Here is a 12,960-nt window from a genome sequence, read left to right on the forward strand (position 1 = left end):
TACATCCGACTATCATCGACGTCACCCTGGGTACGCGGAATCCCGAGCAGGTGGCAAGGAACGTCGAACTTCGTCGTCGGCACGTCCCGGAAGGTCTCTGGGGTGATCTTCGCGCTCAGAACCTGATTGGGTCGGACGTGTCCGCTGAGACGGTCACGGAAGGAGTTCGCGTTGTCTTTGACGGACAAGGCCATCGAGCAGATCCGTGAGCTGATCCGGACCGGTGCCCTTCCTCCGGGCTCGAAGCTTCCTCCTGAGCCGGACCTGGCCGCACAGCTGGGCCTGTCCCGCAACCTCGCCCGTGAAGCGGTCAAAGCGTTGGCCGTGGCGCGAGTCCTGGAGGTCCGACGGGGTGACGGCACGTATGTGACCAGCCTGCAGCCGAGCCTACTGCTGGAGGGGCTCGGTGGTGCGGTGGAGTTGATGCAGGGCGACTCGGGCGCGCTGCAGGACCTCATGGAGGCACGCCGGCTTCTTGAACCGGTCGCCACCGCGCTCGCCGCCACCCGCATCTCCGATGAGCAGCTCACCGAAGTGAAGAAGCACCTGGATGCCATGCGCGAGGCCCGCGACGACGTCGAGCGGCTCAACGCGCACGACGCGGCCTTCCACCACGCCGTCGTCTCGGCCACGGGCAACGAAACGCTGCTCACTCTCCTGGAGGCCATCTCCGGCCGCACGCTGCGTGCCCGCATCTGGCGCGGTCTGGTCGACACCCGGGCCGCAGGTCGCACCCTCGCAGAGCACGAGGCGATTTTTGACGCACTGTCCACCCGTGACGCCGCCCTGAGCCAGGCCGCGGCACTGCTGCACGTGAGCAACACCGAGCGTTGGCTGAGGGCGTACCTGGGCTCAGGCGAAGCCCTGCTCTCCGGGACGACCTTGCGGAAGTGAGGGGATGGACGCTGCCCGGCCGGACCTCTTCCGATGGCGCCGATCCGGCTGTGGTCAGTGACCTCAATCCCGTCGGCTCATCGCACGTCGACTTGCGATGGAGTGATCGAATCGATGTGTCACACGGCGATGATCTGCCACTCCTGCCGGGAGGCCCGGTTGTACGTCTCCTGCACGATGTCGGCGCCGTTGGCGGTGGAGGCGCCGTCGACGTTGAGCGACAGTCCGCTGAGCCGGTTGGTGAGGTAGTAGTAGCCGTCACCCGTGGGCGTCACCGCCCAGTGCTGTTGGAAAACGCTGTCGTCCGACCAGATGCCCACCTTGCCGCCGTCCGCACGCGAGAGGCCGGCCACTTCCATGAGTTTGCCACTGCTGACGCTCTTGATCTTGTAGTAGCCGTCGCCGGTGGAGGTGAAGGTCCACTTCTGGTTGGCCTGGTTCAGCCAGGGCCACTGGAGGATGCCGGTGCCATTGGTGGTTCCGTTCCCGCTCACGTCGGCCACCTGGCCGCTGTTGCGGTTGACCAGGCGATAGACGGTTGCGTTGCCCGGCAGGACACGTGACAACAGGGTTGGCTCGGCGGTTCTGCCGCCGATCCGGATGCCGCCCACGTTGACGTATCCGCCGGTGCCGGAGGTGGCCTGAATCCTTAAGAAACCAACATTCCTGGCGCTCCACTCGGCCACCTTGGTGACACGGTCGCCGGTCCAGGAACCGGTGGCGACCTGGGTGAAGGCCGTGCCGTCGGCGCTCGTGGAGATGGTGTACGAAGTGATGTCGCCGTCGGTGGAGTTGCTGCGGTTCCACTGCTTGGGCAGGTACTCCAGGGTCGATACGTTGCTCCACACCCCGCCCAGGTCGATCGTGATCGAGTGAGGCAGGGACGGGGACAGTCCCCATGTCGACCAACAGGTCTCGAAGCCTTTGTCGCTCAGCCCGTCGATCGCGTTCATCGGGCCCTCGCCGGTATGGAATCCGGTCGCGTAGGCGCTGACAGGAGTCACGGGGTGCTCTGCGCGTGGCATCTGCGTCGGCAAGGGCGCCCTGGAAGTGTCGGGGCTCCATGCCGCCCCGACCTCGGTGAGCCGCGCGACTACGTTGGTATCCAGCTTGCCGTTGCGGTTGGGCGGGCAGTTGAGGATGAACGAGGTGTACTTCGGTTCCAGGTCCGCCAGGTGGGCCAGGATCGACGCCTTGCTCATCAGGCCTTCGGTCGGCGTCGACGGATGCCAGAACCACCCGTTGCTGATCGTCTGCCCCTGCATGGAGGCGTAGGTGTTTCCGGCCGGCGAGGTGATGCCCAGCGGCTCCTCGAAGTAGATCGCGTCGCCGAGGAACGGTACCGACAACCCACCGTGGTCGATCATGACGATGTCCGGCTGGAGCGATTTCACGTGCTCGCGTATCCGCTGGTACGAGACGGCCTGCTGGCCCATCTGCCATGCGTAGCCATCGGTGATGAACATGTCGATGGAGCCGTAGTCGGTCAGCAGTTCGGTGATCTGGTTCAGCATGTAGGTGAGATCACCGGGCTGGATTGTCTGGTCGGCGGCGACGCCGTGCCGGGTGTCGTACGCCTGCACGCTGTAGCTGCGGTCCCAGATCGAGAAGTACAGGCCCACCTTCAGGCCCTTGGCCCGGAATGCGTCGACGTACTGGGCGACGATGTCCTGCTTGTAGGTGCTGTTGGCGACGTTGTAGTCGTTGTACGCGGTCGGCCAGAGGCAGAAGCCGTCGTGGTGCTTGGTCGTCAGCACGCCGTAGCTCATCTTCGACGCCGCGGCGGCGGCCGCCCACTGAGCACAGTCCACGGCCGTGGGGGCGAAGAGGGCGGGGTTCTGGTTCGGGGCGGCCCACTCCTCGTCGGTGAACGTGCCCATGTTGAAGTGGTTGAACATGCCGAACCGCATGTCCACCATGTCGTTCAGATTGGTCTGGGGGTCGGCGGCCACCGCCTCGGACACCAGGCCCGAGAAGGCGGGGACGACGGGCAGCGCGGTCGCGGCGGCAGCGGCGCCGGCGGCCCCGAGCAACGTACGGCGAGACAGGCTTCCTGGCGACATGCTCTCACTCCCATGTGTGTAGCTTCGGCGCCGTAGGACTGTTCAGAAGAGGGCCGAATCCTCTCCGGCTGCGGGGAAAAGGACAGCGCATGCCCGCCAAAGTGCATGAGGACATCCTTGGTACGGAGAAGGCACACAGGGCCCGCGACTCTCACGCGTCTCGAGCACCAGGTGTTACGCATGAAGTTCGGGCATGTAACACCGGACTGTCAACCGTTTGGAGGGATGAAAAGCCGATCGCGGAGGGAAGTCTGTGCGGTATAAGGCATATTGTGCAGTCTTCTCAGGGCCAGACATGGCATGTTTGACTTCACCTCCATGCCCGGCCGTCGCCAACAAGGCTCGCCATCACAACAGTTGGGGACTGCGTCTCGGATCTCCTTACGTGCATCCGTGTTTGGGCCCAGAGCGGTCGATGACCATGTCATTGGCGGGGGTGCGTCCAAACGGACTGGAGTCCCCAACAGGGTGCCGCACGGCTCGCGTTGGCGCGGTGGCGGAGAATCTCGACAACGACAACATGGCGGCGCCCCGCAGCAGTGGAACATGACCAAGGTCTGCTGAGCGGCCCCCCGGGTGGCGCGCCCCGGGGGCCGCCCCTCCGGGTCGCACGGGAGCAACGCGACAGTCGTCCCAGCCGACCCGGCGGGTGGTCACTGCCCCGGATGCCGGTGACCTGCGCAAGCAGACCGCGCTCCAGATTGAGGCCCTTTGGGCGGGAGCGCGGGAGCATCTGGTCGGGATCTCGTCGGTTGCGGGACCCCAACACTCGCGTCGAACCCGGCGGTTACGAGCTGTCGGCCGCGGGGGCGCCACCGAGACCGTGCTCAGCACTTCCGTTCGACTGCTCATGTCCCAGGAACCGACCCGATCAAAATATCGGCGGCAACCTTTTCGCCACCTGTGGCCACTGAGTGGGGCAACACTGACACGCTCTTCCGAACGGATGAACATGCAAGAGACACGCCAAGCCGCGCGGCAGCGCAGGCGCAGACGCCGGCTGATGGTGGGCACTACCACTGGGCTGGTCCTCACAGGTCTTCTCGTCTGCCTGGTCATGACGATGCGGCCAGACAGCCAGGAGCATGCCGGGCGGGCCCCGGCCACGGCTGTCGCCAACTCCCAGGAGACTCGCCCGCCGACATCGCCGGGGAAGAAGTCCTCCACGCCCTCACCGTCCGCGGTCTCCGGGTCCCCGTCGGACGGAGCTACGAGCCCGAAGGCATCCGCGACCCCGTCGGCGGCGCCGTCATCGACCGCCCCGCGGAAGGCTCCTGCCACGTCGTCCCAGGCCGGGCGGATTCGCCCCAAGGGCACTTACCAGGGAGTCGCCACTGTCTACGAGGCCGGGGTCGGGGACGGCGCCTGCTCGTACGGGCCGAGCGAGGACATGATGATCGCGGCAATGAACACCACCGACTACGAGAAGTCCAAAGCCTGCGGGGCCTACGTGCTCGTCCGCGCGGCGAACGGCGCCTCCGTCACCGTCCGGATCACCAACGAATGCCCACTGCCCTGTGCACCAGGACAACTCGACCTCAGCGAACAGGCCTTCGCCAAACTGGCCCCCACCTCCACCGGCCGAATCGCCATCACCTGGAGCTTGTTGAGCCCCGACACATTGGGCACGATCTCGATCCGCTACAAGAACGGATCCAGTCCCTACTGGTGCGGCATCCAGGCAATCGGCCATCGCAACCCGCTTGCTCGGCTGGAGGTCCGCACCAGCGGCGGCTGGCGCCAACTGGCCCGCACCGACTACAACTACTTCCTCTCCGAGAACGGCAGTGGATGCGGCGGCGCGATCAGGATCACCGACATATATGGAGAACGGCTGACCATCAACGGGATCGCTCTGCGGCCGGAAACTGTGCAGTCGACACGGGTCCAGTTCGCACGGCACTGACTCTGCCGCCGACAGTGGCGCTTTTGGAGCCAGCGGTCGATCGGCGTCGGTGCGGGCACGAAGGCCGATCCGGGGACGGCGTCGGCTTTGCCGGAGAGGGTGAACCACTGTGGAGCCGGGGGCGCTTGCAGCCCCCGGGGTCCGCGGTCGGTATGGAGGACAGGCGGGCCCCGGACAGCTGCTTCAGGGCTCGCAGATCGTGCAGGGAGATCCGCAGCGGACACAAAGGCGACGGGCGGCGTGAGGCCGGCCGTCGCTGTGGGCATGCTGGGGCGACACGCCTGATGGGTGGTGTGTGTGCAGGTCGTACAGGGGATGCTCGGCGGGGCGGCACTGGTTGAACATCGGGGCGTAGAGCGCCTGAGCTGTGACCTTGTTCTTCTCCGGGTCGCTCATGGTGCCACCGTAGGGTCGGGTGCCGGGTGCGGCACGGTGAGTGCGTCGAGCAGGTCGTCGGCCCCGACACGGGCGGACAAGGTCCGGCCGGCGAGGTCGGCGGGGGTTTCGGGGTGGGTGGGATTGACGCGTACGAGGCGTGCGTGGGGGATCCGGCGGGTGAGGTGTTCACCCGGCCACCGGATGACGCCAGGGGTGTTGAATCCGGCGCCGAACTCGATGATGAGCAGGCGGGTGCCGGCGGGAGCGGTTCCGAGCCAGTCCTGGAGGCGGCGCCCCGCGGGGAGGTAGGGGGCGTCGACGAACTCGGGGCCGATGCGGACGTTGATCTCGACCTCGCCGCCGCAGTTCGGACAGCTGGGCAGGGGACCGGCGACGGCGCCGGTGGCAGGGTCGTACGCGGCGAGGAGCCGTGCGACGAGGGGGCGGCTGTCGAAGGTGGTCGGGGTGCAGGGGGTGGTGCACTGGTAGCGGCCGTAGTCGCCCTGCGGGGTGAAGACCCGGTCGGCGGCGAAGCCGTTGCGGGCGAATAGGGCGTCCACGTTGGACGTCATCACCCAGTGGTCCTTGTCGCCGACGAGGGACCTCAGCCGCTGGTAGAGGGGGTCGGGCTCCGGAGAGAAGCGGATGTCGCTCGAGTGGGGCTACGTCCGCTGGTCGGGGTCGAGCGCACCGCACGGCGCATCGCCGACGGCGAGTTGGAGCTGTGCGTTCCGGACCGGCATGTGGTCACCGAGGTCGGCCACCTCAGCCGTGCCTTGAACACCATGCTCGACCGGCTGCGCACCGCATTGCACCGTGCAGAGGCGTCCGAGCAGCGATTGCGCCACTTTCTGGCGGATGCCGGTCATGAACTGCGCACGCCTCTCACCTCCTTGCAGGGCTTCGCCGAACTCCTCGTGCAGGAACCGGAGATGAGTCCGGAACGACGCCACGAGGCGCAGCAGCTGATCGTGCGGAACGCGGAACGGATGAGCCGCCTCGTGGACAGCCTGTCCCAGCTGGCCAAGCTGGGGGACGTGCCCGCGATGCAGTGGCAGCCGGTCGACCTGCTGTCTCTGGCCGCGGACAGCATTGCTGCCGTCGCCGTGCAGCACCCCGACCGCAGTATCGGCTTGGGCGCCCTCGCTGACACCGAGGGAGATCCCCATGAAGCCGAGCTGGACGTCGTCGATGCCCTCGGTGATCCGCACCAGCTGACTCAGATCCTGTCCAATCTGCTCACCAACGCGTGCGTCCACACCCCGGCCGGGACACACGTCCGGGTGCGCGTCGGCACCCTCCGTATCCGCCCGAACGGCCAGGGCACGGACGGAGAGGGCCGCACCAGTGTCAATCCTCCACTTGCCCACGGGACTCTTGTCTGTGCCGTCGAGGTGGCCGATGACGGGACCGGCCTCGCCGGGTCGGACGCACGGAGAGTTTTCGAACGCTTCTACCGCGCCGGTTCCGCCCAGCGGGCTGCGGCCGGCTCCGGTCTGGGACTGGCGATCGCTTCCAGTGCCGCGGAGGCCAATGGCGGGCGTCTGGAGCTCGACACCCGGCCGGGGGCGGGCTGCACATTCCGTTTGCTTCTGCCGAACCGGTCCACGGCCGCATCCACGGCGCACCGCGATGGACGGACCCCTCCGTTGCCGCCCGCCACGGCTGTCGGCGTCAGTGGATGACCTTTGCCTGGCCAACTCCTCACCACTACTGAAGGAGTTTCAGCGGTGAAACTCAGCACCGTACGACTGGGGCGGAACCGTACGGCCGCCGCGCGTGTGCACAAAAGGCACTGCGTGCTGCTGCCGTACCCGGACGTCGGGGCGCTGATCGCGTCCGGCGACGGCTGGTGGGACCGGGCCGATGCCGATGTCGGTGAGCGTCACAGGCTGGACGACGTCTCCTATGCACCACTGATCGTCCGACCGGGCAAGATGGTTGCCGTCGGCCTCAACTAAGCTGTCCGGGCAAGGGAGTTGGGGTGTCCCGTCCCTGCCGCGCCGGAGTTCTCCGTGCGCAACGACGGCCATGTGGTCGTCGGTGCCGACGACGACATCCGCCTGCCGGCCGAGGGGCAGGATGTGCACTGGGGTGTGGAGCTCGGTGTGGTGATCGGGCGAAGGGCCCGTGATGTGACGGCCCGGTCGGCCCTGAGCCATGTCGCGGGCTACACCGTCGTCAACGACGTCGCGGTGCGCAACGGCCCGGAGCACATCCCGTCCGCTGTTGTCGCCACTGTGGTGGGGCCGGCCCTGATCACCGCTGATGATGCGCCGATCGGCGCTCGCGGCCTGACGATGAACTGTCTCGTGGACGGGCGCGTCACGCAGAAGGCGAACACCTCGGAACTGATCTTCGACGTCGCCACCGTCATTGCGCACGTCAGCAGCTCCGTCACCCTGTTGCCCGGCGATCTGATCACGACCGGAACGCCGGCCGGAACCGGTACCAGTCGTAGACACGAGGTACCTCCTCGGCCGGGAACACAGGTGATCAGTGTGATCAAAGGCGTCGGTGAACACCGCAACATCGTGATGCGGCCGAGTTCAAAGTGAATCGTGGGAGTGCTTTCGGCCATTGATCTGACTCTCCGTCAGTTCTCGGTATCCTCCCCCCGCCCCCACAGGCGGGGCGGCAACAGTGAGGCCGTGGCCCTGGAACAGGGCCCGTGAGCCGCAGTCTGCCGTCCCCTCATGCCTGAGGAATCCATGACTCCCACCCCCCACCTCACCGAAATCGCCGCCCGCGTAGAGCGGCCGGCGCCATTCCAGCCGGTCGACCGTTCGCTTCTCCCGGAAGCCGGTACTGCGACAGTGGACATCGTCGTGCCGGTCTACAACGAGGAGCGCGCCCTGCCCGGGTGCCTGCACACCCTCCACGCGCGGCTGTCCGAGGGATTCCCCTTCCCCTGGCGGATCACGGTCGCCGACAACGCCAGCACCGACGACACCCTCGCCACCGCCCGCCGCCTCGCCGACGAACTGCCCGGAGTAGGCGTCGTCCACCTGGACCGTAAGGGGCGAGGGCTGGCCCTGCGCACCGTCTGGGGCGCCAGCGACGCGGACATCGTGGCGTACATGGACGTGGACCTGTCCACCGGCCTGGACGGGCTGCTCCCACTGGTCGCCCCGTTGGCCAGCGGGCACTCGGACCTCGCGATCGGCTCCCGGCTGGCACCCGGAGCGCGCACGGTGCGCGGGCCGCGCCGCGAGTTCGTCTCCCGCTGCTACAACGGCATCATCAGGCTCACCCACGGTGTCCGTTTCACCGACGCCCAGTGCGGGTTCAAGGCGGCCCGTACCGAGGTGCTTCGGCCGCTGCTGGAGGTGACCCGCGACGACGCGTGGTTCTTCGACACCGAGCTGCTCCTGCTCGCAGAGCACAACGGACTGCGCGTCCACGAGGTGCCGGTCGACTGGGTCGAGGACGTCGACACCCGGGTGGACGTGGTGAGCACCGCCACGGACGACCTGCGGGGCCTGTGGCGCATGGCGCGACTCAAGGCCTCCGGCGGCGCCCGCGTCGCCATACGACCGCGCCCCGCCCCGTCCGCCGAGCACCCCGACGCAGTCCTCGCACCCGCCACGGGACGTGGAGTGCTGTCGTGGGAGGTCGGCTGCTTCATCGCGATCGGCGTCGTCTCCACGGTCGGGCAGGCCCTGCTGTACTGGCTGGCACGCGGCTGGTGGACTCCCGCCGTCGCCAACCTGGTCTCGCTGTTCGTCCTCACCGTCCTCAACACCGAGGCGAACCGGCGCCTCACCTTCCGGCACTCCTCCACCGCGCCCGCCCGCGCCCATCTCGGTGCCGGCGGCCTGTTCGTCCTTGGCTACCTGGTCACCTCCGGGGCGGTGCTGTGGTTCAAGTGGCTCGATCCCGGCGCCTCACCGGCCGCCGAGACCGCGGTCCTCGCCGCGGCATCCGTCGCCGTCACCGGCGTGCGCTTCGCCACCCTGCGGCTGGCCGTCTTCGCCGGCCCCCGCAGCCGTACCAGTTGACGAGAGCGAAACGAGACATGAGCAACTACGCGCACATCACGTCCGTACCGGCGGCTTCGGAGCACGCCGGGAGGCGTACGTCAGTCCGCTCGCTGCCCACCTGGGCGGCACCCGCGGCACTCGGAGCCGTCATGGTGCTCGCGGCGATCCTGTACGGATGGGCACTGGGTTCCCTGGGCTGGGGCAACAGCTACTACTCGGCGGCCGTGAAGTCGATGGGAACGAGCTGGACGAACTTCCTTTTCGGCTCCTTCGACCCGATCGGCGTCGTCACGGTCGACAAGCCCCCGGCCGCGCTCTGGCCGCAGGTGATCAGCAGCAAGATCTTCGGGTTGCACGGGTGGGCACTGATCCTGCCGCAGGTGCTCGAAGGAGTGGCTGCGGTGCTGGTGCTGCACCGCACCGTGCGCCGCTGGGCGGGTGAGGGCGCGGCGCTGGTCGCCGCCCTGGTGCTCACGCTCACGCCCATCACCGTGGCCATCAACCGGGACAACAACCCGGACACGCTGCTGGTCCTGCTGCTGGTGTCGGCGGCGTACGCTCTCACCCGCGCGCTGCAGGCGGAGGGCAGGGCAGCGACCTGGTGGCTGTGCGCGAGCGGCTTCCTGATCGGGTGCGGATTCCTCACCAAAATGCTCGCCGCCTGGATGGTCGTCCCCGCGTTCGCCGTCGCCTGGCTCGTGGGAGGAAGCGGCGCCTGGATACCGCGAGTGCGGCGTCTGCTGGGCGCGGGAGCCATCCTGGCGGCGTCCTCCCTGTGGTGGGTCGCCATGGTCGCCCTGTGGCCGGGCGACCGCCCGTACATCGGCGGCAGTGAGGACGGCTCGGCCTGGGACCTCGTGATCGGCTACAACGGACTCGGGCGGGTCTTCGGCTCCAGTGACGGAGCACCCCAGGGAATGGGTGGCGGCGGAGGCGGTGGCGGGTTCCCCGGCGGGTTCGGCGGTGATTCCGGCCTGACCCGGATGTTCGACTCGCAGGTGGGCGGTCAGATCAGCTGGCTGCTGCCCCTCTGTGGGCTGGCGCTCGCCGGCGCGGTCGTCGTGGCGGTGCTGCACCGACGCGGGAAGCTGCCCGCCTCCGCCCTGCTCCCGGCATCCGGCTGGCTGCTGTGGGGAACCTGGCTGGTGGTCTGCGCCACCGTGTTCTCGACCCAGAAGGGCATCTTCCACCCGTACTACACCACCCAACTCGCCCCGGCCATCGCCGCTCTGTGCGGCGGGCTGACGGCCGGCCTGGTCCGTGTGCACCGTGCGGGCTTCCGCTGGGCGCCCCTGGCCGGAGCAGCCGGGGTCGTGGTGAGCGTGATCTGGGCGGTGGTGCTGGTCCGCCGTGTACCCGACTGGAACGGCTGGCTGGTGTGGCCGGTACTGCTCGTGGGCTGCGCCGCCGTCGTCCTGCTGGTGCTGGCACGACGGAACGCCCGGTTGCTGACGGTTGCCGTGGGCGCGGCGGTGGCATCGGTCCTCGTCGCCCCCGGAGCCTGGGCGGTGAGCGTGCCCGGCTCCACCAGCATGGGGGGCTCCAACCCGACGGCCGGGCCGACGACGATGGGCTTCGGCGGAGGCGGCGGCATGCCCCGGCAGGGTGGAAACGGCGGAGACATGCCGTCGGGCATGCCGTCCGGAATGCCGTCGAACATGCCGGGCCTCCCCGGCGCCGACGGGTCTTCGAACGGGTCCGGTGCACCATCGCCCGGCGGAATGCCGTCCGGGATGCCTTCCAGCATGCCCACGGCCGGAGCGGGGGGCGGTATGCCAGGAGCCGGCTCGGGAGGTGCCCCGGGCGGGCGCGGCGGTCCCGGCGGCGGTGGGGAACTCACCGCTGACCAGCGCAAGATCCTCCAGTACGCCGTGAAGCAGGCGCCCGACGCACGTATCAAGCTCGCCGTCGAGGGCGGAGCCCTGTCCGCCAGCTCCTTCATCCTCGGCACCGACGAGACCGTCATCGGCATGGGCGGCTTCACGAACAGCGACAACGCGCCGTCGGTGGCCCAGCTGAAGGAATGGACCAAGAACGGCGAACTTCGCTACATCCTGGGTTCCGGCACCAACGGCGGCGGGCCGGGCGGCATGTCAGGCGGATACGCCAAGCAGCGCTCCGACTGGATCGCCGACAACTGCACGAAGGTGCCGGCGTCGTCCTATGGCGGAACGTCCTCCGAAGAGGACAGCGGGGGTGTGATGGGATTCGGGGGAGCCAGCGTGCTCTACGACTGCGCGGCCAAGTAACCCGGGCCGGAGCGGGCACCACCAGACGGCAGAACGGATCAGCAGACGTCATGACCGACAGGCCCCCAGCGGCGAGGCCGGGACATCGGCTCCTCGTCGTCGAGGACGAGCCCAGCATCCGTACGCTGCTGGAGGCGACGCTCCGTCTGACCGGATACGAGGTGAGCAGCACCGACACCGGACAGTCGGCCCTCCTGGAGGTCGAACGTCTCGAACCGCACCTGGTGCTGCTCGACGTGATGCTGCCCGACCTGGACGGCTTCGAGGTGACCCGCAGGCTGCGGGCGGCGGGGAACGACTGTCCGATCCTGTTCCTCACCGCCCGCACCGGCACCCACGACCGGGTCAGCGGCCTGCGCGCGGGCGGAGACGACTACGTCTCCAAACCGTTCAACATCGAGGAGGTCCTGCTGCGCATCGAGGCCATCCTGCGCCGAACGGCTCCGGCCACCACGGCACGGGTGATGCCGAGCGTCCTGAGCTACGCCGACCTGGAACTCGACGAGGGCGCCCACGAGGTGCACCGCGCGGGGCAGTACATCGCGCTGTCACCCACCGAGTTCAAGCTCCTGGCCTACCTCCTGGCGAACGCGGGCCAGGTGGTGACCAAGGTCCAGATCCTCGACCACGTCTGGAGCTACGACTTCGCCGGCGACGTGCGGATCATCGAGACGTACGTCCGCTACCTCCGCAAGAAGATCGACTGCTTCGATCCACCCCTCATCCAGACCGTGCGCGGTGTCGGCTACAGCCTGCGTCTTTCCCGCGACCACGCAGGGACGTCGGAGCAGTGACCCACCTCCTGCCCTGGCCGCCCAGATCACTGAGACGACGCCTCGTCGTGGGTGTCACCGTGCTTGCCACCGCGGCGGTCCTGGCTTCCCAGGCCATCGGTTACGTAGTGCTTCGGTCCTGGCTGCTGGACAGGGTCGACGAGCAACTCGTCGAGTTCCACCCACCGGCACCGGCTTTCTACGACGCCCTGGACGGCACACTCCCGGCGCCGGGGAAACAACTGGACGTGCTGCCCTCGGATTTCCACGTCTACTTCTACGACGCCTCAGGCCACCGCCTGAACGGTTCCCTCGGCTCCGAATCAAAGCCGGGACCTCAGCTGGCCGATGCGGCGCAGGACCTCGGTCTGCGGGACGGACATCCGGAAACCATGCCTGCCACGAGCGGTGACGGCCGCTGGCGAGTGATGCTCAACCCCGGCCCGGACGGAATGAGCGCGGTGGTCACCCTGCCGCTCGACACCGTCGACGGCGCCTCCTCGAAGGTCTTGTGGCTGAACGCAGTCCTGCTTGCCGTCACGATCGTTGCCCTGCTCGCCCTGGGCCGGTGGGTGGTCCGGCTGGGCCTGTTGCCCTTGACCAGAATGGAAAGTACCGCCGAGGACATCACCGCAGGCCGGCTCGGTCTGCGGTTGCCCGACACCGATCCGCGCACCGAGATCGGACGGCTGGGCCGGGTCCTGAACTCCATGC

Annotated in this window: 12 protein-coding genes and 1 pseudogene; 10 read left to right on the forward strand and 3 right to left on the reverse strand. The window is 68.2% G+C overall.

The annotated features are described in order from the left end of the window. The first annotated feature begins 171 nt into the window (after nt 1-171). Nucleotides 172-894 carry a FadR/GntR family transcriptional regulator gene (locus O3Q52_RS18040; RefSeq protein ID WP_269649807.1) on the forward strand — a complete coding sequence of 241 codons (723 nt, stop codon included), beginning with the start codon at nt 172-174 and terminating at the stop codon, nt 892-894. 119 nt (nt 895-1,013) lie between these two features. Here the strand turns inward: O3Q52_RS18040 and O3Q52_RS18045 are convergent, their stop codons facing one another. Continuing rightward, on the reverse strand, nt 1,014-2,957 hold the full coding sequence (locus O3Q52_RS18045) for an alpha-L-fucosidase (protein ID WP_269649808.1): 1,944 nt from the start codon (nt 2,955-2,957) through the stop codon (nt 1,014-1,016). Nucleotides 2,958-4,014: 1,057 nt separating this feature from the next. On the opposite strand from O3Q52_RS18045, the gene O3Q52_RS18050 reads away from it, so the two are divergent. Continuing rightward, nucleotides 4,015-4,863 carry an expansin EXLX1 family cellulose-binding protein gene (locus O3Q52_RS18050; protein ID WP_269649809.1) on the forward strand — a complete coding sequence of 283 codons (849 nt, stop codon included), beginning with the start codon at nt 4,015-4,017 and terminating at the stop codon, nt 4,861-4,863. 183 nt (nt 4,864-5,046) lie between these two features. Here O3Q52_RS18050 and O3Q52_RS18055 read toward each other — a convergent pair whose 3' ends face one another. Then, nucleotides 5,047-5,259 carry a hypothetical protein gene (locus O3Q52_RS18055; RefSeq protein WP_269649810.1) on the reverse strand — a complete coding sequence of 71 codons (213 nt, stop codon included), beginning with the start codon at nt 5,257-5,259 and terminating at the stop codon, nt 5,047-5,049. Further along, nucleotides 5,256-5,813: a hypothetical protein gene (locus tag O3Q52_RS18060; protein WP_269649811.1), complete on the reverse strand. Its 558-nt coding sequence runs from the start codon at nt 5,811-5,813 to the stop codon at nt 5,256-5,258. The genes O3Q52_RS18055 and O3Q52_RS18060 overlap by 4 nt, the downstream gene beginning before the upstream one ends. Nucleotides 5,814-5,897: 84 nt before the next feature. Between O3Q52_RS18060 and O3Q52_RS54160 the strand changes: the two are divergent. From O3Q52_RS54160 to O3Q52_RS18095, 8 genes and pseudogenes are all read left to right on the forward strand, one after another. After that, a pseudogene (locus tag O3Q52_RS54160) lies at nt 5,898-5,987 on the forward strand (hypothetical protein); the annotation flags it as partial. Nucleotides 5,988-6,026: 39 nt separating this feature from the next. Further along, nucleotides 6,027-6,926 carry a HAMP domain-containing sensor histidine kinase gene (locus O3Q52_RS18065; RefSeq protein WP_332112920.1) on the forward strand — a complete coding sequence of 300 codons (900 nt, stop codon included), beginning with the start codon at nt 6,027-6,029 and terminating at the stop codon, nt 6,924-6,926. Between the two features lie 45 nt (nt 6,927-6,971). Beyond that, entirely contained in the window at nt 6,972-7,202 is a 231-nt protein-coding gene (locus tag O3Q52_RS18070; protein ID WP_269649812.1) for a hypothetical protein, read from the forward strand. An 18-nt stretch (nt 7,203-7,220) separates the two neighbouring features. Then, a complete protein-coding gene (locus tag O3Q52_RS18075; RefSeq protein WP_332112919.1) occupies nt 7,221-7,799 on the forward strand; it encodes a fumarylacetoacetate hydrolase family protein in 579 nt (192 codons plus the stop codon). A gap of 153 nt (nt 7,800-7,952) precedes the next feature. Further along, nucleotides 7,953-9,242: a bifunctional glycosyltransferase family 2/GtrA family protein gene (locus O3Q52_RS18080; RefSeq protein ID WP_269649814.1), complete on the forward strand. Its 1,290-nt coding sequence runs from the start codon at nt 7,953-7,955 to the stop codon at nt 9,240-9,242. Between the two features lie 17 nt (nt 9,243-9,259). Continuing rightward, nucleotides 9,260-11,473 (forward strand): glycosyltransferase family 39 protein, encoded by a 2,214-nt coding sequence (locus O3Q52_RS18085; RefSeq protein WP_269649815.1) that lies wholly within the window; start codon nt 9,260-9,262, stop codon nt 11,471-11,473. 50 nt (nt 11,474-11,523) lie between these two features. After that, nucleotides 11,524-12,267 (forward strand): response regulator transcription factor, encoded by a 744-nt coding sequence (locus O3Q52_RS18090; RefSeq protein WP_269649816.1) that lies wholly within the window; start codon nt 11,524-11,526, stop codon nt 12,265-12,267. Beyond that, a partial coding sequence (locus O3Q52_RS18095; protein WP_269649817.1) for a HAMP domain-containing protein occupies nt 12,264-12,960 on the forward strand: 697 nt, incomplete at its 3' end. The genes O3Q52_RS18090 and O3Q52_RS18095, both read left to right, overlap by 4 nt.

This window comes from Streptomyces sp. ActVer (assembly GCF_027270795.1).
In the GTDB taxonomy this organism is placed as follows: domain Bacteria; phylum Actinomycetota; class Actinomycetes; order Streptomycetales; family Streptomycetaceae; genus Streptomyces; species Streptomyces umbrinus_A.